At 36.9% G+C, this 24,540-nt stretch carries 27 protein-coding genes; 7 read left to right on the forward strand and 20 right to left on the reverse strand.

Annotated elements, in window-relative coordinates:
* Window positions 1-43: 43 nt before the first annotated feature.
* From NAT51_RS08410 to rsfS, 7 genes are all read right to left on the reverse strand, one after another.
* Complete coding sequence (locus NAT51_RS08410; RefSeq protein WP_250597806.1) at window positions 44-922, reverse strand: superoxide dismutase; 879 nt, start codon at window positions 920-922, stop codon at window positions 44-46.
* Window positions 919-1,191 (reverse strand): acyl-CoA-binding protein, encoded by a 273-nt coding sequence (locus tag NAT51_RS08415; RefSeq protein WP_250597814.1) that lies wholly within the window; start codon window positions 1,189-1,191, stop codon window positions 919-921. The genes NAT51_RS08410 and NAT51_RS08415 overlap by 4 nt, the downstream gene beginning before the upstream one ends.
* A gap of 3 nt (window positions 1,192-1,194) precedes the next feature.
* Window positions 1,195-1,845 carry a phosphatidylserine decarboxylase family protein gene (locus NAT51_RS08420; protein WP_250597815.1) on the reverse strand — a complete coding sequence of 217 codons (651 nt, stop codon included), beginning with the start codon at window positions 1,843-1,845 and terminating at the stop codon, window positions 1,195-1,197.
* The gene (locus tag NAT51_RS08425) at window positions 1,835-2,638 is read right to left on the reverse strand and encodes a phosphatidate cytidylyltransferase (RefSeq protein WP_250597817.1); all 804 of its coding nucleotides are present in this window, start codon (window positions 2,636-2,638) and stop codon (window positions 1,835-1,837) included. Before NAT51_RS08425 ends, NAT51_RS08420 begins: the two co-directional genes overlap by 11 nt.
* Window position 2,639: 1 nt before the next feature.
* Window positions 2,640-3,245, reverse strand: a complete 606-nt coding sequence (locus tag NAT51_RS08430; RefSeq protein ID WP_250597819.1) for an LUD domain-containing protein — start codon at window positions 3,243-3,245, stop codon at window positions 2,640-2,642.
* Between the two features lie 117 nt (window positions 3,246-3,362).
* Window positions 3,363-5,282: an ATP-dependent zinc metalloprotease FtsH gene (gene ftsH, locus NAT51_RS08435; protein ID WP_250597821.1), complete on the reverse strand. Its 1,920-nt coding sequence runs from the start codon at window positions 5,280-5,282 to the stop codon at window positions 3,363-3,365.
* 12 nt (window positions 5,283-5,294) lie between these two features.
* Entirely contained in the window at window positions 5,295-5,666 is a 372-nt protein-coding gene (gene rsfS, locus NAT51_RS08440) for a ribosome silencing factor (protein ID WP_250597823.1), read from the reverse strand.
* 101 nt (window positions 5,667-5,767) lie between these two features.
* On the opposite strand from rsfS, the gene NAT51_RS08445 reads away from it, so the two are divergent.
* Complete coding sequence (locus NAT51_RS08445) at window positions 5,768-6,499, forward strand: biotin--[acetyl-CoA-carboxylase] ligase (RefSeq protein WP_250597825.1); 732 nt, start codon at window positions 5,768-5,770, stop codon at window positions 6,497-6,499.
* 56 nt (window positions 6,500-6,555) lie between these two features.
* On the opposite strand, the gene NAT51_RS08450 is transcribed toward NAT51_RS08445, so the two are convergent.
* Window positions 6,556-6,948 carry an SRPBCC family protein gene (locus tag NAT51_RS08450; protein ID WP_250597828.1) on the reverse strand — a complete coding sequence of 131 codons (393 nt, stop codon included), beginning with the start codon at window positions 6,946-6,948 and terminating at the stop codon, window positions 6,556-6,558.
* 82 nt (window positions 6,949-7,030) lie between these two features.
* A complete protein-coding gene (gene pyrE / locus NAT51_RS08455; RefSeq protein ID WP_250597830.1) occupies window positions 7,031-7,678 on the reverse strand; it encodes an orotate phosphoribosyltransferase in 648 nt (215 codons plus the stop codon).
* 7 nt (window positions 7,679-7,685) lie between these two features.
* Here pyrE and NAT51_RS08460 point away from each other — a divergent pair, with 7 nt between their 5' ends.
* Window positions 7,686-8,300 carry an NUDIX hydrolase gene (locus NAT51_RS08460; RefSeq protein WP_250597832.1) on the forward strand — a complete coding sequence of 205 codons (615 nt, stop codon included), beginning with the start codon at window positions 7,686-7,688 and terminating at the stop codon, window positions 8,298-8,300.
* On the opposite strand, the gene NAT51_RS08465 is transcribed toward NAT51_RS08460, so the two are convergent.
* Window positions 8,297-10,015, reverse strand: a complete 1,719-nt coding sequence (locus NAT51_RS08465; protein ID WP_250597834.1) for a M14 family metallopeptidase — start codon at window positions 10,013-10,015, stop codon at window positions 8,297-8,299. The two genes, NAT51_RS08460 and NAT51_RS08465, sit on opposite strands and share 4 nt — an antisense overlap.
* Window positions 10,016-10,092: 77 nt before the next feature.
* Between NAT51_RS08465 and NAT51_RS08470 the strand changes: the two genes are divergently transcribed.
* Window positions 10,093-11,442 carry a DEAD/DEAH box helicase gene (locus tag NAT51_RS08470; RefSeq protein WP_250597836.1) on the forward strand — a complete coding sequence of 450 codons (1,350 nt, stop codon included), beginning with the start codon at window positions 10,093-10,095 and terminating at the stop codon, window positions 11,440-11,442.
* Window positions 11,443-11,512: 70 nt separating this feature from the next.
* On the opposite strand, the gene coaD is transcribed toward NAT51_RS08470, so the two are convergent.
* The 3 genes from coaD to NAT51_RS08485 are packed head-to-tail and all read right to left on the reverse strand — an operon-like array spanning window position 11,513 to window position 14,153.
* On the reverse strand, window positions 11,513-11,968 hold the full coding sequence (gene coaD / locus NAT51_RS08475) for a pantetheine-phosphate adenylyltransferase (RefSeq protein WP_250597838.1): 456 nt from the start codon (window positions 11,966-11,968) through the stop codon (window positions 11,513-11,515).
* A 2-nt stretch (window positions 11,969-11,970) separates the two neighbouring features.
* Complete coding sequence (locus tag NAT51_RS08480; RefSeq protein ID WP_250597840.1) at window positions 11,971-13,167, reverse strand: tetratricopeptide repeat protein; 1,197 nt, start codon at window positions 13,165-13,167, stop codon at window positions 11,971-11,973.
* Window positions 13,168-13,181: 14 nt separating this feature from the next.
* A complete protein-coding gene (locus NAT51_RS08485) occupies window positions 13,182-14,153 on the reverse strand; it encodes a D-alanine--D-alanine ligase (RefSeq protein ID WP_250597842.1) in 972 nt (323 codons plus the stop codon).
* A 238-nt stretch (window positions 14,154-14,391) separates the two neighbouring features.
* Between NAT51_RS08485 and NAT51_RS08490 the strand changes: the two genes are divergently transcribed.
* The 4 genes from NAT51_RS08490 (at window position 14,392) to NAT51_RS08505 (ending at window position 18,102) form a co-directional block, all read left to right on the forward strand.
* Window positions 14,392-15,003: a PASTA domain-containing protein gene (locus NAT51_RS08490; RefSeq protein ID WP_250597845.1), complete on the forward strand. Its 612-nt coding sequence runs from the start codon at window positions 14,392-14,394 to the stop codon at window positions 15,001-15,003.
* Complete coding sequence (locus tag NAT51_RS08495; RefSeq protein WP_250597847.1) at window positions 15,003-16,046, forward strand: RluA family pseudouridine synthase; 1,044 nt, start codon at window positions 15,003-15,005, stop codon at window positions 16,044-16,046. Before NAT51_RS08490 ends, NAT51_RS08495 begins: the two co-directional genes overlap by 1 nt.
* Window positions 16,047-16,049: 3 nt before the next feature.
* On the forward strand, window positions 16,050-17,003 hold the full coding sequence (locus NAT51_RS08500) for a DUF3667 domain-containing protein (RefSeq protein WP_250597848.1): 954 nt from the start codon (window positions 16,050-16,052) through the stop codon (window positions 17,001-17,003).
* A 61-nt stretch (window positions 17,004-17,064) separates the two neighbouring features.
* Window positions 17,065-18,102 (forward strand): M28 family metallopeptidase, encoded by a 1,038-nt coding sequence (locus tag NAT51_RS08505; protein WP_394799692.1) that lies wholly within the window; start codon window positions 17,065-17,067, stop codon window positions 18,100-18,102.
* 46 nt (window positions 18,103-18,148) lie between these two features.
* Here NAT51_RS08505 and NAT51_RS08510 read toward each other — a convergent pair whose 3' ends face one another.
* From NAT51_RS08510 to NAT51_RS08540, 7 genes are all read right to left on the reverse strand, one after another.
* Window positions 18,149-18,286, reverse strand: coding sequence for a hypothetical protein (locus NAT51_RS08510; RefSeq protein ID WP_250597850.1), 138 nt, complete (start codon window positions 18,284-18,286; stop codon window positions 18,149-18,151).
* A 217-nt stretch (window positions 18,287-18,503) separates the two neighbouring features.
* Complete coding sequence (locus NAT51_RS08515) at window positions 18,504-18,920, reverse strand: hypothetical protein (RefSeq protein ID WP_250597852.1); 417 nt, start codon at window positions 18,918-18,920, stop codon at window positions 18,504-18,506.
* An 81-nt stretch (window positions 18,921-19,001) separates the two neighbouring features.
* Entirely contained in the window at window positions 19,002-19,763 is a 762-nt protein-coding gene (locus NAT51_RS08520) for an alpha/beta fold hydrolase (RefSeq protein ID WP_250597854.1), read from the reverse strand.
* Window positions 19,764-19,914: 151 nt separating this feature from the next.
* The gene (locus tag NAT51_RS08525) at window positions 19,915-20,763 is read right to left on the reverse strand and encodes a hypothetical protein (RefSeq protein ID WP_250597856.1); all 849 of its coding nucleotides are present in this window, start codon (window positions 20,761-20,763) and stop codon (window positions 19,915-19,917) included.
* A gap of 488 nt (window positions 20,764-21,251) precedes the next feature.
* Window positions 21,252-22,151 (reverse strand): hypothetical protein, encoded by a 900-nt coding sequence (locus tag NAT51_RS08530; RefSeq protein WP_250597863.1) that lies wholly within the window; start codon window positions 22,149-22,151, stop codon window positions 21,252-21,254.
* Window positions 22,152-22,269: 118 nt separating this feature from the next.
* Window positions 22,270-23,868: a hypothetical protein gene (locus NAT51_RS08535; RefSeq protein ID WP_250597870.1), complete on the reverse strand. Its 1,599-nt coding sequence runs from the start codon at window positions 23,866-23,868 to the stop codon at window positions 22,270-22,272.
* A 43-nt stretch (window positions 23,869-23,911) separates the two neighbouring features.
* Window positions 23,912-24,535, reverse strand: coding sequence for a M949_RS01915 family surface polysaccharide biosynthesis protein (locus NAT51_RS08540; RefSeq protein ID WP_250597872.1), 624 nt, complete (start codon window positions 24,533-24,535; stop codon window positions 23,912-23,914).
* Window positions 24,536-24,540: the final 5 nt, after the last annotated feature.

Below are 24,540 nucleotides of genomic sequence, written 5' to 3' on the forward strand. Positions count from 1 at the left end.
AAAGCTCCTTATAAGGAGCTTTTTTTATAGCTGTAATTTACATTTATTCTTCGCTTCCGTCAACCGGTTTCGGTTTCTCTACCGGAGCAGCCGTTTCAGTAGTTGCCGGGGTTTCTGTGCCTGTAGCAGACGGTTCCTGATAAGCAGGTGCCGCCGATTTAGAGAACGCTCCGTAACGCTGTTCTACTTTGTCCCAATTCACCACACTGAAAAAAGTATTGGCATACTCTCTCTTTTTGTTTTGGAACTTTAAATAGTAAGCATGCTCCCACATATCCAGATTAAGCAAAGGAGTACCTGTTATCCCTAATCCTTTCATTTGCGGTGCATCGTTATTAGGCGTGGTTATAATGCGCAACCTTCCGTATTTATCAGACATTAACCAAGTCCACCCCGATCCGTTCAATCGAACAGATGTTTCCGAGAACTGACGCACAAACTCTCCAAAAGACCCGAAATCACGGTTAATTGCATCAAGCAACTCTCCTTCCGGTTCTCCTCCGGCTTTTGGCGCAATTCCCTCAAAGAAAAAATTATGGTTGTAAACCGCACCGGCATTGTTCCGGACATCGGCATCTGAAAAATTCAGGTTCTTTAATATGGGTTCTAATTCGAGTACTTCGTATTTGGTCCCTACTACCACTTTATTCAACGCATTCACATAAGGCAACAAATGTTTTGAATAATGGAATTCCATTGTAGCGCCATCAAAATAAGGCTCTAAACTTCTATATTCAAAAGGTAGTTCATACAATTGAAAAGCGCCTTCAGCGGCCTTTAATTCACTCGGTTTTCCTCCTTTTTGCTCGACTGCCACTATGGGTGTTGCCGGAACATCCACAACTTCAACCAGTGTATCTTTCTTACAAGATACGACTACTGAAGCCAGGATTGGAAAAATCAACAATTGTTTTTTATTCATTTCTTTCGGGTAATTTCTTCGATCAAATCAATATACGCCTTTTTTGCTTCATCTTCCGACAAATGACTGACCTGCATCCAAGCATTAAGCTTAAAAGCATCGACTACATCATTCGCAGCATAATTGATACTTCCTATATTTCCAAACTCAGCTTGTTTATAAAAAGCATACAACCGAAGCATAATATCCTGGGGGAGCGAATCCTGCTCCATATTTGAGGCTATTTCAAAAGCCTCTTTAAATTGGCTATCTAAATCTTTTTCAGACATATATTATGCAAGCGCAATAATCGTTTTATTTCCTACAGCTTTTTCCTGTAATTTAACATTGACTTTAGTTCCAAGCGGTAAATAAACATCTACTCTTGAACCAAATTTTATAAATCCGGCATCAGTTCCCTGAACAACTTCAGTTCCTTCTTCAGCGTAATTTACAATACGTTTTGCTAAAGCTCCGGCAATTTGACGGTACATCACTTCACCAAAAACCTTATTCTCAATTACTACAGTCGTTCTTTCGTTTTCCGTACTGGCTTTAGGATGCCACGCCACTAAATATTTCCCCGGATGGTACTTACTGTATTTTACCAAACCTGAAAGTCCATAACGGGTTACGTGCACATTAATCGGTGACATAAATATAGAAACCTGAAGGCGTTTATCTTTAAAATATTCGGCTTCATAAACTTCTTCAATTACCACTACCTTACCATCAACCGGCGCTACAATCTGATTATCATCAGGCGCAATGGATCTGTTCGGATTTCTGAAAAACTGCAAAATCATCACGTAAAAGAAAAGCAATACTAAATGCAATGCTAAACGCAACCATGACAATTCAACAAATTTATCTACTAAAAACAAACCAACAATAAAGCTGATTGTGGCAATAAGGATGATTTTGTAACCTTCTTTATGAAACATATTCTAAAACTTTAAATAATAATAAAACAAACGGTGCAACAAATATAATACTATCCAGGCGATCATAAATCCCTCCATGTCCCGGCATTATATTGCCACTATCTTTTACATTAGCCAGACGTTTGAACTTAGATTCGACCAAATCACCCACAGTACCAAAAATACTTGCTATAACAGCGATTAAAACCCAGGTGGTAAACGAAAATGCCGGCACATAATATGCCGCAATCAAGATACTGGCCAATATGGCGAAAACCATTCCCCCAACAAATCCTTCAATCGTTTTTTTAGGCGAAATCCTTTCGAATAATTTATGCTTACCCATTGATTTACCAACCAGATAAGCGAAAGTATCATTCGTCCAAATCAATATAAAGATACCAATAATAATCGAAGGAACGAAGCCTTCTTTTACAATCGGTATTTTAGTAATGCAGACAAATGAAAATATGATGTATCCGGTCAAAGTGAACCATCCGGATTGCATGAACTGTTTTTGGTTCCTGTCAAAAAGCCAAACCATTAAAAGAATCAGGGTTATAACCGACAGAACCACTACTCCAAGCTCCATCCATTTAGCAATTGGAAATACTGAAAAATTAATAAAAATTACAGCTGATGCCACTACTGCCCACAATCTTGGTAATTTCACAAGGCTCGCAAACTCACTAACGGTTTGCAACATAAAAAGACCAAAGAGGAATATAAAAGATTCTCTGGAGAAATGAGTAGCAAATATTAATATTGAAATATATACTAAACCTGATAATGAACGTATTACAGTTTCATTCATTTTATAGATCCTCAAGTAGTAAAAGGTATAGGTTTTTTGGGGAACTTCCGTAATGCAGGAAATCCTCTTCTTTAGTCTGCTCGAAATATTTTATTGTTGTGATGTTAGTTGGATAATCAGTCGTATAACGTCTTTTGATTTCTCTCAAACCGTCACTTTTCCCAAGAACAAGCTGACTGGTAGAAGCCACAACAATAATATTCAAAGGTAGTTCTGCCGCTTTTTTCTGTTTAATCTGTGTCGAAGAAAACATTATTGATCCTTCCTCAGCAACCAGACTTTCGCAACTTGTCAGAAAGAATTTCGGATTTGTAATATTCTGGTAAGCGATTCTGTTTTCATTCAGCATATTGAACAAACGCGGCTCAATACATAAAGCTTCCGACTCAAACCAATCATTCTCTTCAAGAATATTTTCAAATTGCTCGTTAAGTTCAGCTATATTTTCACAGTATAAGAATTTGCCTCCGTTTTTCTTGAAGTTATGCGTGAATTGCTCATCTACCGGAAGTTGGGCGTTTACATCTTGGAATGGGTTGTACTCATTTTCGTTAGCCTCTCCGGAAGCTTCACTACTAGTGCCAAATATTTTTCTGAAAATACTCATCTAATGCTTTAAAATATGCGCAGTCATTGATTCAACAATCAAAGATAAAAAAATCTTAACCTAATTTTTCAATCAGATTAAGATTTTTACGCTTTTTATTAACGAAGTTTTTAACAATTACTGCTCAAAAACCTCTTTCTCGAAAGGTCTTCTACCGAATATCATTTCCAAATCATCTTTAAAAATAACTTCTTTTTCAATTAAGATATCAGCTAACTGAACCAGTTTATCTCTGTTTTCACGCAATAAATTAATTGCTCTTTGGTATTGTGCCTCTATTATTATTGAAATTTCCGCATCAATTGTACGGGCAGTTTCTTCCGAATATGGCTTCGAAAAGTTGTAATCAGTCTGTCCTGAAGAATCATAATAGGTTATATTCCCTAACTTTTCATTCAATCCATAAACCGTCACCATCGCACGTGCCTGCTTGGTCACTTTTTCAAGATCACTCAAAGCACCTGTTGAAATATTATCGAAAATTACTTTTTCAGCCGCACGTCCACCCATGGTTGCACACATTTCGTCCAACATTTGGTTGGGACGGACAATCTGGCGCTCTTCCGGTAAATACCAGGCTGCACCTAAACTTTGTCCACGCGGAACTATGGTTACTTTTACCAACGGAGCTGCATGTTCCAACATCCAACTTACAGTTGCATGCCCGGCCTCATGAATCGCAATTGCTCTTTTCTCCTCTGGTGTGATAATTTTATTTTTCTTTTCCAAACCTCCCACGATACGGTCAACCGCATCAAGGAAATCCTGTTTATCAACAGCAGGTTTGTTGTTTCTGGCCGCAATTAAGGCTGCCTCATTACATACATTTGCAATATCTGCTCCCGAGAACCCCGGAGTTTGTTTCGCCAGAAAATCAGTATCCAGATTCTCTACTTTTTTCAATGGAGACAAGTGCACTTCAAAAATTTCCTTACGTTCACGGATATCCGGTAAATCAACGTAAATCTGCCTGTCAAAACGTCCTGCTCTCATTAATGCTTTATCAAGGACATCGGCTCTGTTTGTAGCTGCCAAAACAATTACACTGGTATCGGTACCGAAACCATCCATTTCTGTCAGTAATTGATTCAATGTATTTTCACGCTCGTCATTTGAACCCGAAAAATTATTTTTACCGCGGGCACGCCCAACCGCATCAATCTCATCAATAAAGATAATTGCCGGAGATTTTTCTTTAGCCTGTTTGAATAAATCACGAACACGTGACGCTCCTACCCCAACAAACATCTCTACAAAATCTGAACCTGACAAAGAGAAGAAAGGTACTTGCGCTTCACCGGCAACTGCTTTTGCCAATAAAGTTTTACCTGTTCCCGGAGGACCCACCAATAAGGCTCCTTTCGGAATTTTCCCTCCTAAATCAGTATATTTTTTTGGATTCTTAAGAAACTCAACAATTTCCTGGATTTCTTCTTTAGCACCTTCAAGACCGGCAACATCCTTGAATGTTGTTTTTACATCATTCTTCTCATCAAAAAGCTTTGCTCTTGACTTTCCGATGCTGAAGATTTGGCCACCGCCTCCTCCACCGCTGCTGCTTGACATACGTCGCATCATAAAAATCCAGAAACCAACCAAAATGATAATCGGCAATAAATTGATCAACAAATCAGTAAAATCACTCGATGTTTTATAATCGTAATCAGAAATTTTCTTTGTTGCTTTTGCTTCTTTCAAATCTTTTGGGAAATTAGCATCTTCGCTACTAATCTGGAATGAATAATGCGGACCTAAATTTTTATTCCCCAACAAATCTTTTTTCTGGATTTTCTTGTGTGCCTCTTTATTTAAAGCAGATTCTTTCAGGAAAACCGTAACAAACTTATCGTTATCAACCTCCACTTTATCAACATCCCCAGCTTCTAAAAAATCATAGAATCTTGAAATACTGGTTTTTTGGGTGTCAACCCAACGTGACTGCCCTGAAATCCACATGGCTACAAAAACCGTCCCGATTGCAAGGTAAATCCACCACGGATTGAACTTAAAGTTATTTTGCTTTGTTTCTTTTGACATAGCTATTTTTGATTAATATTTATTTTCAATAGATGTGATTTTTGCATCACCCCAAAGACTTTCTATGTTGTAGTATTCCCTGATATGCTTTTGGAATACATGAACTACAATATGAATGTAATCCATTAATACCCATTCGCCGTTATCAGTTCCTTCCACATGCCAAGGTTTGTCCTTAAGTTCTTTTGAAACTACTTTCTGGATTGAGTTTACAATTGCATTCACCTGTGTATTTGAATTACCGTTACAAATCACAAAATAATCGCAAACCGTGTTATCTAATTCCCTTAAATCAAGAATATCTATATCATTTCCTTTTACGTCTTCAATTCCCTTGATGATATTTGCTAATAAAATATCATTGCTTACTTCTGTTTTCGCCATTTAATTCTTATAAATATTTTGCACAAAGTTATTGATTTTTGTCTTTATTTTGACGACAAAATACAAATGTACTTTCTTGATAAAGTTTCAAAATCTGATACATGAAATTAATCAAACTCGATGCCATAGATTCAACCAATGATTTTTTAAAGGATTTGGCACACAACCAAAGCCTGGAAAATTTCACTGTAGTCACTGCAAGATCACAAACAAAAGGCAGAGGACAGCACGGTGCAAAATGGCATACAGAAGAAGGCAAAAACCTGATAACAAGCATACTAATCAAAGAAACCTTACATAACATAGAAGGTGTTTTCCAATTAAATATTGCTGTTGCATTAGGCATTACCGAGGCTCTAAAAAAAATAAAAATACCGTCTGTCTGTATCAAATGGCCTAACGACATTATGGCAGAAAACAGAAAAATAGCAGGCATTTTGATTGAAAATTCAATAAAAGGAAATAGTCAAATCGAATCAATTGTCGGTATTGGACTAAACATAAACCAAGTCAACTTTGAAAATTTACCCAAAGCTGCCTCTTTAAAAAGCATCACAAATACGGATTATGACACTCTTGAAATTTTGGAAAGTATTGTAAATGAAATTCAAGGGAAAATAAAACTCATAACACAAAACCAAACTGACAGACTTTGGACAGAGTATGATCAAAATTTGTTCAAAAAGGGAATTCCAACCGCATTTGAAGATGAAAACGGAAACAAATTCATGGGAATTATTCAAGGGGTAACCAAAATTGGCAAACTAGCCGTTTTACTGGAAGACGATTCAGTAAAAGAATACGGTATAAAAGAAATCAGGCTATTATTTTAAAAAGAAAAATCCCGGATAATCCGGGATTTCTTTTATATCTGAAATTGACTTTTCAATTAAAGTTTATTCATGTTTTGCGCCAGAGTTTCGATGAATTTAGAGATAGGTCCTTTGATCATCATGGCCATCATGGCATTAAACTCACCGTCAAATATCAATTGGATATCGGTAGCATCAGCAGCTGTTTCGTTTAAATTGGCAGTTAAAGTAAATGGCAATTTGTCAGATGCGGCACCCAAAACAATTTTTGAATTAGGCGTTTTGTCTTTCATTTTCAATTTGATTTCAGGCATTCCTTTTAATCCGAAAATAAAAGCGTTTTCATCAAGCACTTCAAATTTTGCGATGTTATCCGGCATTAATTTTTCGAAGTTTTTTACTTGCGACAACTCGTTGAATAAGTATTCTGCCGATTTAGCAACAGATACTTTTGGACTTTCTAAATTCATTCTTTTATAAGATTATCTGATTGTAAGACATAAAGACAAACTTTACGTCCTTAATATTTTGTTTTGAATCCTTTATCAAAAACTATACCTCAACACTCCATTGGGAAGGGTTTTTACGCCAGTCCTTTAAAGTATCCTGTTCAGTTTCCGTGATGTATTCTTTGGCAACAGCCAAATCCAATAAATTATCGTAGTTGCTCAAAGTAAATAAATCTACTTTTGCATTTTCGAAATTATCGACTGCCACCTGGAAACCATATGAAAAAATAGCTGCCATTCCTTTCACGTTCGCCCCTTCATTACGCAATGCTTCAACAGCAAGAAGACTACTGTTACCGGTACTGATTAAATCTTCAACCACAACCACATTTTGTCCTTTTTGCAGAAACCCTTCCACCTGATTCATACGTCCGTGTTTTTTAGGTTCAGGGCGTACATAAACAAACGGTAAACCTAAATCTTCGGCAACCAATGCACCAATACCGATGGCTCCTGTGGCAACACCGGCAATAACATCCGGTTTCCCGAATTGTTTTTCGATGTTCTTTGCAAACTCATCCCTGATGTAATTTCTTATGGCAGGAAATGACAAAATTACCCTATTATCACAGTAGATTGGAGATTTCCATCCCGAAGCCCATGTAAAAGGATTTTTAGAATTCAATTTAATTGCATTTATTTGTAAAAGCAATTCGGCAGTTTTACTAGCTGTATCTTTATTAAAAATCATACTGCAAATGTATAAAGTTTTTGTAAACGATAAACCACTTTTCTTGACAAATCAGATTGTCAAAGAAACTGATTTCAAGTTTTTTTTACTTGAAAGTATTGACATTGAACAACTTATTGTAAGCTACTTCCAGAATAAAATTCAGAAAGCTTATTTATTCCATGCGGATGAAAAAGAGATTATCAAAAAATTAAAGGAGAAAATCCCTGTTAACAAAGCCGGAGGCGGATTAGTTTACAATAAAAAGGGCGAAGTTTTATTCATTCTGAGAAACGGAAAATGGGATTTACCCAAAGGCGGATTGAACAAATATGAAGATATTGAAGACGCTGCGATCAGGGAAGTTGAAGAAGAAACCGGTGTAAACAAACTGAAAATCGTAAACAAACTTCAGAAAACGTATCATATTTTCAAGCGTAACGGCAAATACAAACTTAAAATCACCCAATGGTATGAAATGCATACTTCTTTTGACGGAATTCCTGTTGGACAAGCCGAAGAAGGAATTGAAAAAGTAGCATGGCTTAATCCTGACCAAATCAAAGAAGCTCTTAAAAATTCTTACGAAAACATTAAATTGCTATTTGAAGAGGAAAAAAAATTACACTCCGATAAAATTTAATTTAAAATCCTGTAAACCGGATACTGAAGATGTGCTTTTTCATAGTACACCGAATGTTTATGTATCCAGTCGAGTTGATTTTGCGGATTTTTGGCAAATGCAGTATCGGTTTTCATTTTTTCATCAAACTGTTTCTTGATTTCAGGATTTTCCTGAAGAATTTTGACAGCCAGATCTTCAAACAGATAATCTGAATAGCCTTCTTTCTGTTGCAGAATAGTATCAAAGAAGTTCCAATTGAAAAATGAGTCAATCATTTCCGGTTCCAAAACCTCAACAAGATATTTAATGGCTTCCTGATTGCAAGGAAACACATAATCACCTTTTGAAAATTTAATTTTTTCAGTAGTCTTGGCTACCGAAGTGTTTCGGTGCGGGTAATGCCCTTCGTATGCCTGCGTCGCAGTTTTATAATCGGCTATCCTGTAACTTTCCACTTCGATAACCGTGTCTTTTTCCAATTGGTAAAATTTACAATGATTGTCTTTCAAAAGTCCGATAACATTCCACCACGAGCCTGGAATAATATAAGCATCCGGGATCACAATACTTTTGGATGATTTATAATGTGTGTAAAAATCAATCGTTTTATCATAGGGCTGCTTTCGGTCATAATACAAACGGTCACCTGTAGTCACTTCACTTTTTTTAATAATACCTTCATACCCGAGAAAATTCCTTTTTTCAACTTTGGACGAATCTATTTCCCATGCAAATGCGTAATTCTTTTTTGGTTGATATACTAAAGCATTCTTTTTCCTTATATCTTTTAAAGCTTTTACATTTTTATCTGCATAATTAATGGAGCTCAACATGAACTCGTACGTAACTTTCACCCTTTTATCATAATCTTTCCACATATGGGTTTCGACCACATACCCTATTGAATTGAACAGCGAAGCATATCCGGTCGTATATCTCGGAGAGTCGTTAAACTGTACAAATCCTTTATCGGGAGTTCCGTACCATACATTCACGTAAGGTATGCTTTCAATGCCTTTTGATTTTAAATCGGATACAATGGCCGGTGTGATTTCCTTATTCATAAAATCGCCCAGATCCTTCCCTATTTTAGCCGGTTCCGTTTGAATGTAAGTCAGTGTATATTGATAATCGGCGCCATTACTGACATGGTTATCAATGAATATATCCGGATTGAGTTTGTGGAAAATTGAAACCAATTCCTTAGTGTTTTTGGTATCCGACTTAATCATATCCCTATTCAGGTCATAGTTTCTGGCATTTCCCCTAAAACCGTATTCTTCGGGGCCGTTTTGATTCGTACGCCAGGTTGAATTACGGTTAAGATAACCTCCGATGTTATACACCGGTATCGCCACAATAATCACGTTTTGTGGAATTTTAATTTTGGTAGTTGCCAAATCGCGGAAGAGCATCATAGAAGCATCTACCCCGTCAGGTTCGCCCGAGTGGATTGAATTAACAACCATTATCACACTCTTTGACTGGTTCTTATAATCAAACTTCCCATCGGCACTGTAAGCAATAATATGCAAAGGATTCCCGCTGTCTTCCATTCCCATCGTTTCCATTTTGATGGTTTTGAAATCCTTGTCCAATAATTGGTAAAACGAAATCACCTCGCTATAGGGAGCCGATTGGTTTCCGTTTCCTTTTTCGAAGAAAGTCTGGTATTTATTTTGGCCATAGCCGAAAGAAAAAAAGAATAGTATACTTAGTATTATAAATCGCATGGTTCAATTTTTGCAAACCAAATATACAATTTCCCATTCAAAATCGTAATTCGAAAATCAAAGACTATCTTTGCCGGATGAATCAGAATTACCATTCCAATAATATCTTGCTTAATTTAGGCATTGAAAGCTTAAATAAAATGCAGGAAGTTGCACAAAACAGCATCTTAAACGACACTAATATTTTATTGCTTTCGCCAACCGGCTCAGGAAAAACGTTGGCTTTCCTCCTCCCTATTTTCGAGATGCTGGAGGAAGAAATCAATGCTGTACAATGTTTGATTTTAGTTCCTTCCAGAGAATTAGGCTTGCAGATTGAGCAAGTCTGGAAAAAAATGGGGACTTCTTACAAGGTAAATGTTTGCTATGGCGGCCATTCCATTGACACAGAAATAAAAAACTTAAGCAATCCACCAGCTATATTAATTGGAACTCCGGGCAGAATTGCTGATCATATGGATCGGGGAACATTCAAAACAGATCACATTCTAACCTTAGTTCTTGATGAATTTGATAAATCTTTACAATTAGGCTTTCACGAACAAATGTCATACATCATCGGAAGATTGCCTAAATTGAATAAACGTATTTTGGTATCTGCAACATCAGATATTGAAATTCCTAAATACACCAAAGTTATTCAACCGACTGTCTTGGATTTTATTCCTACTGAAGAACAAAAAGCTAATCTTTCGATGAAAATGGTGGTTTCGAAAGAAAAAGACAAAATACAGAGTTTATTTCAGTTATTGTGTTCGTTACCATCAGAATCAGCCATTGTTTTCTGCAACCATCGTGATGCTGCAGAAAGAATTAGCGATATACTAAATGAAAAAGGTATTTATTCAACCTATTATCATGGCGGAATGGATCAGGACGAGCGCGAACGAGCTTTGATTCAGTTTAGAAATGGCAGTATACGTTATTTAGTCACTACAGATTTAGCTGCCCGCGGATTGGATATTCCTGAAATGAACCATGTCATTCACTACCATCTACCTTTCAAAGAAGATGAATTTACACACCGAAATGGCCGTACAGCAAGAATGCTGGCATCGGGAACAGCATATATGATTATTCATGAAAGTGAAAAAAAACTGGACTACATCGACTATGGAATGACTGTCCTGGATGTAGAAAATGCTAAAACTTTACCAGCACTGCCTGAATTTAAAACCGTTTACATTAGCGGCGGAAAGAAAAACAAATTAAATAAAATAGATATCGTTGGTTTCTTTTCACAGAAAGGAAAGTTGGAAAAAGCCGATTTGGGCTTAATTGAAGTCAAAGATTTTATTTCGTTTGCAGCTGTAAAATCCAATAAAGTGAAAGACTTGCTTCACAATATCAAAGATGAGAAGATGAAAGGCAAAAAATTCAAAATTGAAGTAGCCCGAAAAGTCATTAAGAAAGAAGAGGAAAAATAGAATAGTGTAAAAACCCGGTCTGAACAGTTGCTATTAGAATAACACCAACTATTCAGCCTGATTAAAGCTTTTATTTTACTTCAACTGCCGGTGGCACCAATACTTTGTAATTTCCGCCGTTACGGATAACATCGCGTACAATGCTCGAACTGATATAGGAAGTATCGGCAGCCGTCAGGAGGAAAATCGTTTCAATTTTTGACAAGCGGCGATTCGTATGTGCAATCGCCTTTTCGAATTCGAAGTCGGCAGGATTACGCAAACCGCGGAGAATGAAATCAGCTTCGTATTTTTTGCACAAATCGATGGTTAAACCTTCATAAGTAATTACCGAAATTGAATCTTCCCTTTTGAACGTTTCTTCTATGAACCGTTTGCGTTCTTCCAGAGGAAACATGTATTTTTTATCTGCATTGACACCAATTGCAATGATAATTTCATCAAATAAAGGAATACTTCTGTTGATGATATCCAAATGTCCTAAAGTAATAGGATCAAAAGATCCCGGGAATATAGCTCTTCTCATAATTATTGTTCAGATTTACTGATTAGCTGATCGATCAGACTAAAAATTTCATGATCTTTTTCAAATACTTTATCAAAATACCCTTTGGCTTTCAATGCGTTTTCCTTAATCACCTTTTTGTTACCATTATAGAGTGAGAATTTCGCAATATGGAAGTAAATGGCTCCAAGTGTATTGTCATCATAACCCTTTTCATTTTTCTTCTCATTCAGAAAATCAACCAATCTTTCTCCCTGTTCGCTTTTATAGAAAATCTCCTCCAGATCATTATAGATTGCAGGATTTGCAGGAGCCAGGTTAAAAAACGCATTTAGTTTTTCATAAAAAGCAAGGTGTTTTTTCTCTAGCAGTAGCTTTACCATAAGCTTTAGGTTATAGTAATTATCCGGTAAAATCTGATCGGCTATTTCGATGTAATTAAGGGCTCTTTCCATATCCTTAGTTTCATAATACAATTGACTTACCAATCGTGCCGCATCACATTTATATTCCTTCTCCTGATACAATTCATAAGCCTTTAAAGCATACTTCAAGGCATTAGTTGGATCTTCACTGTAAAGATAAGCCAGCGAAAGGTTATAATTAGAAGTGGGATATTCGTTATTCAATTCGATTGATTTTGAAAAATACCCGATAGCATCTTTGAACTTTTCATCCAGAATTGCCAGATACCCTAATGAATAATGTGACATATAATCACCGGCATTGTTTTCGATGGCGATTTTATAGTTCTTTTCAATCAGAACCTTCAATTCCCCTTCCGCTTTAGTCCAATTACCATACTTCAGCATGGCATCGTAATAAAAGTCGGCCAATGATTTATACAGCTTGTAATTTTTCGGATGCTTTTTGATTAATTCATTCAGGTTTTCCTCGATATCAAACATTTTGGCACTGGAACTTCCTTCCTTTCCCCTGTAATCCATAATATCCTCATCCGGCTTAATATCCTTTAGCGAAAACATCTTATGGGATAAGCTTGTCACAAAATATTTAAGTACGATATCCTGTTTCAGCAAAAAAACTTCAGGGTTTTTATTTTTAGGGTCGAATTTCTCCAGAACATCAAATGCAGATTCATATTTTTTCTCCTTCACAAGACCATTAGCCTTATTGATTACTTCCGTTTCTTTTTGTGCAAAAAGCATGGAAGATCCTAAAAAGAGAAAAACAACCAGAATGTTTTTAATTATTTTCATAAAACCGTGTTGTATTAAGCCAATGCGAGTTCGATGGCGTTTGTGAATAAATCCTGTAATGAAATACCGGCTTCTTTTGCCTGCTGTGGAATCAAGCTCTCATTTGTTAATCCCGGAATCGTATTCATTTCCAGCATGTGTGGTTCACCGTTAACTAATATATATTCACTACGTGAGAATCCGCTCATTTTTAATACTTCGTAAGCTTTTTTAGCCACTTCACGTACTCTCGCTTCAGTTTCTGGAGTGAGTCGTGCCGGAGTGATTTCCTGGGATTTACCTAAATATTTCGCTTCGTAATCGAAGAAATCATTTTCCGAAACGATTTCCGTAATCGGTAACACAATCACCTCACCTTTATAATTGATTACACCAACCGATACTTCCGTACCGTCAAGGAAACTTTCGATGATAATTTCGTTATCCTCTTTGTATGCATTTTCAACAGCCGTAAGGAAATCTTCCTTCTGGTGCACTTTTGAAATACCGAAACTCGAGCCCGATTTATTTGGTTTTACGAAACAAGGCAAACCTACCCTTTCAATGATAGCATCTACATCAATGGCATCTCCTTGGTTTAAATAAAAAGAAGTAGCTGTTTTGATTCCGTATGGTTTTAAAACCGATAACAAATCACGCTTATTGAATGTCAATGCAGCCTGGTAATAATCGCAAGACGTTTGTTTGATGTTCAGCAATTCGAAGTATGCCTGCATTAAACCGTCTTCACCCGGAGTTCCGTGGATAGCGTTGAACACACAGTCGAACGTAACCTTCTGTCCGTTTACGGTAACTGAAAAATCATTTTTATCGATTGGAAATTCCTGGTCGTTATCGTCGACATACACCCATTTTTCCTTGAAGATGTGGATTCGGTATCCTTTGTATTTTGACTGGTCAAGATTTTGATAAACTACGTTTCCGCTTTTAAGTGAAATTTGGTACTCGCTTGAGTAGCCTCCCATAATGATGGCGATGTTCTTCATATGTTTTAATTAGGATTGTAAGTTAGCCCTGACAGTCTCGTCCTTATAAAGTCCGAGATGCATCCTTTTTTTGCTTTCACCCCATCGACAAGCTCAGGGTACAGGCAAAAAAAGATATAGCGGATAGCAGGATTGGCTCCTGATAAACAAAATTATCATTTTTTTGAATGAATTGGCTTTAGCATTTTATATTTTTTACATAAAAATTTGTGTAAGTTTGCAGTAAATCACTTAATCTATGAGTTGGAAGAACTTTCTACTTAGTTTTACTTTTTTCAAACAAGTAGCCATTGCCCTGTTAATCGTTGCTACATCATTATTTTTGTTCATGTACTGGATTAGTTTCACGACTAACCACGGTCAGGAAATTACCGTTCCCGATTTGAGTAAACTGACTTTAGAGCAAGCCGAGGACAAGCTTGACGATTTGGATTTGGATTATGAATTATTGGATACGGTTGATTACAATTCGGAGTTTCCTAAGTTGAGTATTGTGAATCAGGATCCGCGTCCTGGAGCCAAAGTAAAAGAAAACCGTGTGATTTATGTTAAGATCAATGCATCCGGGTATTCTAAAGTACGTTTGCCGGATTTAGTTCAGAAAACATACCGTCAGGCAGTTCCGACACTTACTGCTTTAGGTTTAGAGGTGGGTGATACGACTTATGTTCCGAATTTAGCCAAAGACATGGTATTGGAAATGAAGATGAACGGTACTCCAGTACGCCCGGGACAACAGGTAATGAAAATGACTAAAATTGATTTGGTTTTAGGAGACGGGAAAGTTGGTTTCGAGGAAGAAGAACTGGAAGACACCCCTCAGACTGATTCCATAGTTGAAGATAAATAATGAATCAGGAAGTTTTTGAAAATGAAGACCTTGATGACGAATTATATGAACACCATAAGTTCATTTCGCCAAAAGGTCAATCCATATTACGTGTCGATAAGTTTTTAATGCAGCTTATCGAGAATGCCACGCGCAACAAAATACAGCAGGCAGCAGAACGCGGCAACATTTTTGCCAATGGTGTTCCTGTAAAATCCAATTATAAAGTAAAGCCTTTTGATGAGATCAAGGTAATGCTCTCGCATCCGCCGTTTGAGAATCATATCATTCCTGAGGATATCCCGTTGGATATTGTTTATGAAGACGATGCTTTGTTAGTCATTAACAAGCCCGTTGGATTAGTGGTACATCCCGGTCATGGAAATTACACCGGAACTCTTGTAAACGCACTTGCCTTCCATTTTGACAATTTACCGATGAACAGCAGTGAGAGACCCGGTCTGGTTCACCGAATTGACAAAAACACATCGGGGTTGCTTGTGATTGCCAAGACTGAAATGGCGATGACCCATTTAGCCAAGCAATTTGAAGACAAGACCACCGAAAGAGAATATGTCGCCTTAGTTTGGGGTAACCTGAAAGAAGACGAAGGCACCATTGAAGGAAACTTAGCCCGTCATGCCACCGACCGTATGCAGATGGCTGTTTATGCCGATCCCGAAATCGGTAAGCCGGCCATTACCCATTACAAAGTAATTGAGCGTTTCGGTTATGTGACTGTTGTTTCCTGTATTCTGGAAACCGGCCGTACACATCAGATCAGAGCCCATATGAAGTACATTGGGCATCCGTTGTTCAGTGATGAGCGATACGGAGGCCATTTGATCTTAAAAGGAACCACCTTCAGTAAGTACAAACAGTTTGTTGAGAACTGTTTCAAGATATTACCGAGACAGGCACTGCATGCCAAAACATTGGGATTTGAGCATCCGGTGACCAAAGAATACATGCGTTTTGATACTGAGGTTCCTCAGGATATGACCGACTGTATTGAGAAATGGCGTACCTATTCAAAGTCACACATATTTAACCAAGAAGAATAAATTATGGGGAAACATTCACTTCGTACCGATAAAACCTGCTTAAACTGTCATCATGTAGTCGAAAACAGATTCTGCCCCAATTGCGGACAGGAAAACAAAGAAACGAAGGAATCATTCCATTATTTATTTTTTCACACTGTTGAAGATTTAGTTCACTATGACAGTGGTTTCTGGAAAACCATCAAGTATTTGCTGTTTTATCCGGCGAAGCTGACCAATGAATATATTAAGGGAAGACGCAAGATGTTTGTTCCGCCGGTGAAGCTGTATATTTTCATCAGTTTTATTACCTTTTTCATTCTTTCGATATTAAGTTCGGTGAACAGTCACCAGGAAGTTCCGATTACGGCAAACAAAACGCAACAGCAGATAACCAAAGACGGCAAAATCAGAGTTGCGGAAGCTCCAAAAAATACAATCAACATTGACACGACCAATTTCTCCTCGGGATTGGAAGAAAACAACGGTGAAGCAGGCAAATGGCTGAACGATAAATTCAGGAATGTTGCCAAGCATGCCAAAGACAAAGACTTCGTCAAAAAGTTTTATAAAACCTTATTTTCGACCATTCCGAAAGCATTGTTTATTTTCATGCCGCTTTTTGCGTTTGTGCTTTGGTTGTTCCACAACAAGAAGAAATGGTATTACTTTGACAGCGGTATATTCACGATTCATTATTTCTCGATGATTTTATTGTCGTTTACCATTAATGCATTGTTATCAGCTTTATTTTCCAAGGTATTTGACAGCGAAACCGCAGATACCCTTAACGGATTTATGATGATGTTATTGATTTTATGGTGGGTGTTTTATTTTTTCCGTTCGCACAGCCGTTTTTACAAAGAGAAGAAATGGATTTCCAGGCTGAAAGGAATTTGCATTATGACCATCAATATTTTATTTCTGTTAACCACTACATTAATACTGATTGCCTACAGTGCTTTAAATGTTAATTAATCCTAATTTTTTTGATATTCAACCCCAATTTGGCTAAATTCGTTTACCAATTAACTATTTTATGAAAAACAGAATTTTACTTTTGGCTGCGGCAACTTTCAGTTTTACGAGTTGTGTAAGTCAAAAAGCAACCACCACCACTACCAAGCTCGAGGCCTCTGATTTAACCAAGTACATGAATACTATCACTGCCGAAGACTTGAAAACACATCTTTATATTGTTGCTTCTGACGAAATGCAGGGACGTAATACAGGCGAGGAAGGTCAGAAAAAAGCAGGAAAATATTTAGTAGAACAATATTCAAAAAACGGTATATCCTACCCTACCGGAACCAATACATTTTACCAGGCCATTCCGTCGACTTATTTCCAGAAATCATTCAGTCCGAAGCTAAATGATTCAGAAAACATCTGGGCTTTCATCAAAGGATCAGAAAAACCGGAGGAAATTTTGGTTATCTCAGCACATTATGACCACGTTGGGATGAAAAACGGTGAGATCTACAACGGTGCCGACGATGACGGATCAGGAACAGTAGCCTTATTGGAAATTGCACAAGCGTTCCAACAGGCGAAACTCGAAGGAAACGGACCGAAACGTTCCATTTTATTCTTACACGTAACCGGTGAAGAACATGGATTACACGGTTCCCGTTTTTATACTGAGAACCCGTTATTCCCATTAGCGAATACCATTACTGATATTAACATTGACATGATTGGCCGTCGCGATGATTTCCATAAAGCAAGCAACAATTATGTATATGTGATCGGTTCCGATTATTTATCAAGTGATTTGCACAACATCACTGAAGAATCGAACAAAAAGTATGTGAATTTGAATTTAGATTACAAATACAACGACCGCAATGATCCGAACCGTTTTTACTACCGTTCTGACCACTATAACTTTGCGAAACATAATATTCCATCTGTATTCTTTTTTAACGGAACACACGCAGATTACCACCAACCGGGTGATGAAGCCGACAAAATTGAGTATGATGCTTTAGCCAAAAGAACCCAACTGGCGTTTGCCGTTGCCTGGGAGCTGGCGAACAGAAAAGACAGACCTGTTGTTGACAAATCAGGTAATTAATAAAAAACTCCGGCCTGAGCCGGAGTTTTTTTATGCTTTAATTATACTACATTTTTTTCTCAAGAGAATCCAAATACTTCTTTCCTAATTTCATGATGATGAAAATCAGGATTACCGACACAACCATGAATATCACTTGCCATAAAAGCAAACCTTCGTTAACATTGTGATAGACCTTTTCCATTTTATTTCCATTTAAAATCTGACTTATTTACATATAACTAAATGTTTGCCAATAAATTATACCACACTTACATTTATTTTCAGGAAGTTTATCCGGTTTCTTGTTGTGTGGCCAGTAAAATAAGGAACATACAGGTTTTCATCTGTTTGCAATAAAAATCATTTAGTTATTATGAAGTTTACCATTTATGGTATCAGGAAGTATGCAAAGTGATTGATTATTTTACCATTGGGTAAATTGACTTTCTGCGTTTAATCCAAAAGGTCAGTAACACAATTCCGATGCAATTAGCAAAAAGGAAGAACGGTAAATCTTCTAAAAATGAAGAAGAATGCGATTTACAATACGTGTCATCATATTCCCGGAACGGCATCAAAACCAATCCGATTACAACAGGAACCACTACCAGTACCAAAATTGAAAACAAAAAGGCATACATAAGCTTTTCTGCGAAGATTAATTTATCTGTTGGCAGCAGGTAAGTGAACAGATTTAATAATGTGATCAAGAACCAGGTACCGTATGGTGTCTCATCCCAATAACTGTCATAATAAGGTGGTAATACATAAAATATACAATATAAAGCCACTGACAATGGCAGAAGCATTCTGAATTTTATAAGGAATTGTTTCAATTTCAAGATTGTAAAGGTGTTAATTATAGTATTTGTGCTGAATGCCCTCCGATAAATAATTCATTTTAGCAGGTGCAGTACTTATATCAGGCATTCTTCAATGAAAGCTGCCGTTTTTTCAAGGATTAATTCCGGAGCTTCTTTATGGGGTGTATGCTTTACGTTCGGGATGATGAAATAGTAGGCTTTTTGCGCCTGTACGACAATTTGTTCCACCTGTTTTAATGAGCCATATTCATCTTCTTCCCCTTGGATGATGAATGCCGGGCATTTTACAGCCGGTAAAAAGTGTTCGATGTTCCAGCTTTTGAATTCATCTGTTGTCCAGGTATCAGCCCAAGCCATGAACATGTCCTCGGTTTTATCCCCGTGGTATTTTTCCAGTTTACTCTTCAAATCGGTTTCCTGATAGAGTTGGATCGCCTCTTTGATACCGTTAACCGTGATATCTTCCACGAAGATGTGTGCCCCTTCGGTGATAATACCGGCAATTTTTTCAGGGTATTTAGCAGCCGTAATCAAAGCGATGGATCCTCCGTCACTGTGACCGAAGAGAATAGCCTTATCAATGTTCCAATACTCCAGCAACGCATTCAATATATCCGCCTCCCACTCCATGTAGTCGTTGTTCCGTTTAGCATAGGTGAACGGATGCGACAATCCGTAGCCCTGACGGTCGTAAACCAGTACATTACAGTTTGCTATTTCCCCCAGTTTTTCCGGAAAATCACGCCACAATTGGATACAACCCAATGAATCATGTAAGAAGATAATGGTAGGTTTATCCGGATTGTTTATTATCCTTGTTATGGCAATTTCTTCCGGGTTTATTGTGCTGTGCATATTCATTACTTTTTCAAAAGTGGGTATTATTTATTTTCTGAGGCTTACTTTTCTTGGTCAGTGTCCTACTTAACCCGGTCAATGCCTTACTTATCTTCTTCCGGAGCTTATTTTTTCTTAAACCATTATTCTTTCGGAGATTCAGATACTATTAATACCCGGTTTTGGTTTTATTATAATCGTCAATAGCCCTTTCAATAGCTTCGGTTTTCTTTTTGGGGTATTTCGCGAGCGCGGATCTGTAAAATCCGGTATCATTATGCTTGATATACTTTAAAAACATATCCAGAAACTGATCGTCGGGAAATTCGGCAATAGCCTTAAAAGCATCTTCTCCAAAACTTTTAATAAGTTCGATATCCTCTTTTCTTTTAAAACGGGAAAGAGGCAATAACAAATGCTTCGATTTACTTTCGGTCATTGCTTCTTTTATTTTGTCGTAATACTCCTCATTTTCAGTAGGAAAAAGAAACGTCAATTCTTCAATTTTTTTCTCATTTAAAGGTGTTTGCTGAAAAACGATTTCAAGAAACTTTTTCAAATTGATTTCCGCCTGTTTTTCCGTCAGTCGATTTTCAGGATAGGAATAACCATGCGATATGGCAATTAATTGCGAAAGTGACATTTTATCTCTCAGGCAATCTGATCCAGTCACAAATTGGTCTTTACAATTCAACGTTTTTTGGAAGACTTCAAAAATAGATTTTTTGTCTTTTCTAAACAAAGCATCAATGGCAACAGCTTTAACATAGGTATTTTTCTGGTCGTAGATTAAACACCGGAGTTGGTCTTCCGTTGCCACTTCATTCAATTTTTCCGAAATCAGATCCGGTATCGAATCAAAACTATATTTAATCGTATAATCCTTAAGCGGTTCGACGATCTTTTTTATGGTATCGGTTACTACATTTTTTTTATAAGGCACAGTATAATCAGGAATGACTTCCTTTTTACAAGAGGCCAATCCTAAGAAAATCAGAAAAAAAAGAATATTTTTCATTGCATATAATTTACAAAACCATTCAGAAAAACTTTAGAATGGCATACTTACTTTATTAATTACCCCGTCACCAAAAGAACTAAAGGCATGATTATTTATTGCTATTATTATTCCTGTATTTCTTGGTATATAACATTTTTCGCTTGACCTAAGCCTTATTTCACTTCACCCAAGCCATTCTGCACATCTTCCAAGCCATTCTGCACATCTTCCAAGCCTTACCTCACACCTTCCAAGCCATTCTGCACATCTTCCAAGCCTTACCTCACATCTTCCAAGCCATTCTTCGCTTCTTCCAAGTCATTCTGCACATCTTCCGAGGCATTCTGCACTCGACCCAAGCCATTCTGCACTCGACCTAAGCCTTACTTCACTTGACCTAAGCCATTTTGCACTTGACCTAAGCCTTACCTCAGTTTTTCAATGGTTAAAATCCGGCGTTTTTTGATTCTATATAAAAAGGGGATAGTTTACCTATCCCCTTTTTCTTAATCCTTTTTCTGTACTTTAAAAATACTTTCAAGCACTTCTTTATGTTCGGTGTATTTATACAGGTTACTTTCTTTTAAGATAGAACCAAGCAAGAGATTGTTTATTTCCTTTTCGGTTCCTCCTTCCTTATTCAGGCAAATCAAATGGTACAGCAAGGTTTCATAATATTTGTTCAGGTAATAGCTTTTATAACTCTGCATCCCTTTGTCCTTCTCGATAATCATTTCAAAATCGGGAAACTGGAAATCAGCATACTGGTAGTATGGAAGTCCGTTGAATTTCGGGTATTTTTTGATATAACTCAATGCTAAATTAGTATTTGCCGGTTTTACGACATTCATAAAGCCCCAGATATTGGTTCCGCATAAATCCATACAATTCAAAAAGAAAATACCTTTTTCCGTATCATTTTTGAGTCCGTACTCATTGATTTTAAAATCGGCCTTTGAAAAATTAAACGGTTGGTTTTTATTACCGATGGCTGTAAACAGAATTCCATAATAATTATCCACCAATTCATTTACCGGGATATCCTTTTTTGTCAGGCTGTCGATTAGCACCGTGTTATCCATTTGATTTTCTTCCCTTAAATTCAGGTCAATCTGTCTGATGATATAAATCTGTTTCAGCGTAGTATCATCAGGCCTTGCAATAAAAGGCTGCGTTGTTAATTTATTTTTAGATGTAATTGTTTCAATGATAAAACTATTAGCCGTTATCAGGTTATCCGGAACATTTGTTTTCAGATCCTTGATAATATCCTTTGTAGGTTCATTCTGGAACATGAAATTCTTGTAGGACTTCCCCAGTTTTACGAGTTGGTCATTGTAATTTGACTGGGCAAAAGATATTCCTGTCAGTAAGACACCAAGGAGCGTTAAGACGTTTTTTTTCATTTTAAGGTTAATTATTTTAATCAGACAGTTAATGGGACATAGCATTTACAAAGCGAAATGCGTTTAGCGAAGATAGTATTTCCTTTGAGACAATTTACAATTGCGTCACACTAATACCTTACCTTTTTTCATAGAAACTGAAAATACCTTTTTCCCTGCAATATTTATACTGAGTTGGAGTCAGATAAATAATGTTTTCCCCTACGATCCCGTTCACGTAATAAAACTGTCCCGGTAATTTACTTTTAACAGCCATATTTTTGATGAATACAAAAAAGGCATTATCAATAGCGTTTCCTTCTGCTTTCAGTTTAGCGGTATATGGCAAACCCTTCACCTTAAAACCAAGCAAAGTACTTTTTTTAGGTCCGTCAAGCTTATTAGTAATAGCAATTGGATTAAATTGTTTATGCGAAATTTGAGCATACATTTTTACTAATTCCCCGTAAACAGAGCCTACATCTTCCTGTTCATAGGCAAGCGAAAGGATAACATCAGGGAAGTTATACAACAGATCATAAAAACTATTCACTTCTGTTTCTTCAATAATTTTAAGCGATTCATTTATTTGAGATTCGGTCAGGTGACTGAAAAATCCCAGTTTTTTGAATTCCTGTATTTCTGTATTAATTCTGTCTGATGTAACTTCATTATTATAATTTTCTTTAGTTGCTCCCAAAATTTGATTATTCGGTTCAAACAACTCTTGTTGATTTTCCTTCAGCGCAATGATACCGAAAAACTGATACGGATTTTTTCCCCGCAACATTTCATAATTAGACCCAACTAAATGAATCCTGTAGGGAGACTGCTGATCCTTAAGAATTTTATTGAAGATTTTATAGTATTGTTGAATATCTATTCTTACGATACGGTCCAAATTATTTCCGATCCCTTCGAATTCGACAAAGCTTTTCATTTTATAAACCTTACCATTTGCTTTTAGCGAGACTGTAACAAAATGCGGAACTGAAGGATCAGAAAGTTCCCCCATATCTGTAGTGATTTCGAAATTAAAATCGGTGAACGCCAGTTCAGGCAGGACTGCCGAAGTTACTTTATGGATTTCTTCCAAAAACGGTTTAGGATTTCTGTCTGTTTTTGACAAATCTACCATTCCTGTATTGTTGCAATAAGTTAGTATTTGGTAAGGCGATTTCAATTTATTACTGGTGATGTCAGCTTTGAGTTTCCCGTACTTTTCATTCTCAATTACACCGTTTTTATACAATGCCTCGAACAAGTTGGCAGATACATCCATGCTTAACCAATCGTCAAACATAATCTGGCTAAACAAATTTGAGAAGAACGACCACAAATCAGGGTATGCATTCTTATTAATTTCAACCAATTGCACTTCAACCTGTCTTTCGTTGACAATTCCGGCAACTTTTAATTTTTCCAGATAGTTTGTAAAAGAACCGTTCAACTGCTTGTATTCTTCATCGGTAAGCTTTTTATCCCCAGTGATCGATATGAAATCCAATGAAAAATCGGTACCGGTTGCTTTTTTGAATTCTGAGAAAAAAACCGACATGATATACCCTCCATTTGTGTCTGTACCGGTTTGTGAAATCTTCGAATCTATCAATTCAAGTTGTCTATCATCGATGAGTCCGAATTCGATCAGTTTTTGGAGTTTTGCATCCCGGTTTTGCGCGTTAACCAGATTAGCGATTAAGCAGATTACGGTTAGTGCATATTTTTTTAGATTCATGGTTTATTTTAATTATGCTTTTATTAGTTAGTTTCAGATTTATTTACATGATGTTTTTATTCCAGACTTTTTTAGCGAAATCCCTGAATGCTGCCGGTCCGGCAATGAAGGCTTTATCAAATTCATATTGCCCGCCTATGAATTCGGTTTCAGAGACACGCACCTTTGCTTCTCCCCTCATGGCAAATTTTTGCTGTCCCTGATACATAATAATTTTCATTTCGGCCGGACTTATATCACCGTGGCATACTTTGCGGTACATGAGCCAGATTTCTGCAATTCCATCGTTATTAAGATCCGTTACCTGAAACGTATTCTCAATAAATGCCGCTTCAATATCGACAGGACAGTCACTGATAAAGTCATACACTTTCCATATTTGTTTTACTTTATCTTTTGATATAACGAAATGATAGGCGAAGAGTTCGGCGTCTGAGCCCTCGCTTTCATGCTTAAACTTTTTGCTTTGGTAAATTCCGGTTTCAGTTGTGATTACGATATTATCCCCTAATTTGTCAGTCCAGCGGAGCGCTTCTTTTATTTTGCCTTCGAATGCAATTCCTTTGGGAAATTTTGTTTTGTCCAGTTTTTGAACAGCAATCCGTTTTTGTCCGAATGTATTGATGGAAAAAAGAATTGTTACGATAATAAATAACCGTTTAAGCATTTGTT

The organism is Flavobacterium amniphilum (assembly GCF_023634845.1).
Lineage (GTDB): Bacteria > Bacteroidota > Bacteroidia > Flavobacteriales > Flavobacteriaceae > Flavobacterium > Flavobacterium amniphilum.

Bases quoted from the DNA above. Each gene is read 5' to 3' on its own strand.
- NAT51_RS08540 (WP_250597872.1), bottom strand. From the start codon at position 24,535: ATGCTTAAACGGTTATTTATTATCGTAACAATTCTTTTTTCCATCAAT.
- NAT51_RS08485 (WP_250597842.1), bottom strand. From the start codon at position 14,153: ATGAAGAACATCGCCATCATTATGGGAGGCTACTCAAGCGAGTACCAA.
- NAT51_RS08490 (WP_250597845.1), top strand. From the start codon at position 14,392: ATGAGTTGGAAGAACTTTCTACTTAGTTTTACTTTTTTCAAACAAGTA.
- NAT51_RS08520 (WP_250597854.1), bottom strand. From the start codon at position 19,763: ATGCACAGCACAATAAACCCGGAAGAAATTGCCATAACAAGGATAATA.
- NAT51_RS08510 (WP_250597850.1), bottom strand. From the start codon at position 18,286: ATGGAAAAGGTCTATCACAATGTTAACGAAGGTTTGCTTTTATGGCAA.
- NAT51_RS08445 (WP_250597825.1), top strand. From the start codon at position 5,768: ATGAAATTAATCAAACTCGATGCCATAGATTCAACCAATGATTTTTTA.
- pyrE (WP_250597830.1), bottom strand. From the start codon at position 7,678: ATGATTTTTAATAAAGATACAGCTAGTAAAACTGCCGAATTGCTTTTA.
- NAT51_RS08495 (WP_250597847.1), top strand. From the start codon at position 15,003: ATGAATCAGGAAGTTTTTGAAAATGAAGACCTTGATGACGAATTATAT.
- NAT51_RS08500 (WP_250597848.1), top strand. From the start codon at position 16,050: ATGGGGAAACATTCACTTCGTACCGATAAAACCTGCTTAAACTGTCAT.
- NAT51_RS08465 (WP_250597834.1), bottom strand. From the start codon at position 10,015: ATGCGATTTATAATACTAAGTATACTATTCTTTTTTTCTTTCGGCTAT.
- NAT51_RS08420 (WP_250597815.1), bottom strand. From the start codon at position 1,845: ATGTTTCATAAAGAAGGTTACAAAATCATCCTTATTGCCACAATCAGC.
- NAT51_RS08430 (WP_250597819.1), bottom strand. From the start codon at position 3,245: ATGAGTATTTTCAGAAAAATATTTGGCACTAGTAGTGAAGCTTCCGGA.
- NAT51_RS08480 (WP_250597840.1), bottom strand. From the start codon at position 13,167: ATGAAAATAATTAAAAACATTCTGGTTGTTTTTCTCTTTTTAGGATCT.
- NAT51_RS08460 (WP_250597832.1), top strand. From the start codon at position 7,686: ATGTATAAAGTTTTTGTAAACGATAAACCACTTTTCTTGACAAATCAG.
- NAT51_RS08525 (WP_250597856.1), bottom strand. From the start codon at position 20,763: ATGAAAAATATTCTTTTTTTTCTGATTTTCTTAGGATTGGCCTCTTGT.
- ftsH (WP_250597821.1), bottom strand. From the start codon at position 5,282: ATGTCAAAAGAAACAAAGCAAAATAACTTTAAGTTCAATCCGTGGTGG.
- NAT51_RS08535 (WP_250597870.1), bottom strand. From the start codon at position 23,868: ATGAATCTAAAAAAATATGCACTAACCGTAATCTGCTTAATCGCTAAT.
- NAT51_RS08530 (WP_250597863.1), bottom strand. From the start codon at position 22,151: ATGAAAAAAAACGTCTTAACGCTCCTTGGTGTCTTACTGACAGGAATA.
- NAT51_RS08415 (WP_250597814.1), bottom strand. From the start codon at position 1,191: ATGTCTGAAAAAGATTTAGATAGCCAATTTAAAGAGGCTTTTGAAATA.
- NAT51_RS08410 (WP_250597806.1), bottom strand. From the start codon at position 922: ATGAATAAAAAACAATTGTTGATTTTTCCAATCCTGGCTTCAGTAGTC.
- rsfS (WP_250597823.1), bottom strand. From the start codon at position 5,666: ATGGCGAAAACAGAAGTAAGCAATGATATTTTATTAGCAAATATCATC.
- coaD (WP_250597838.1), bottom strand. From the start codon at position 11,968: ATGAGAAGAGCTATATTCCCGGGATCTTTTGATCCTATTACTTTAGGA.
- NAT51_RS08505 (WP_394799692.1), top strand. From the start codon at position 17,065: ATGAAAAACAGAATTTTACTTTTGGCTGCGGCAACTTTCAGTTTTACG.
- NAT51_RS08425 (WP_250597817.1), bottom strand. From the start codon at position 2,638: ATGAATGAAACTGTAATACGTTCATTATCAGGTTTAGTATATATTTCA.
- NAT51_RS08450 (WP_250597828.1), bottom strand. From the start codon at position 6,948: ATGAATTTAGAAAGTCCAAAAGTATCTGTTGCTAAATCGGCAGAATAC.
- NAT51_RS08470 (WP_250597836.1), top strand. From the start codon at position 10,093: ATGAATCAGAATTACCATTCCAATAATATCTTGCTTAATTTAGGCATT.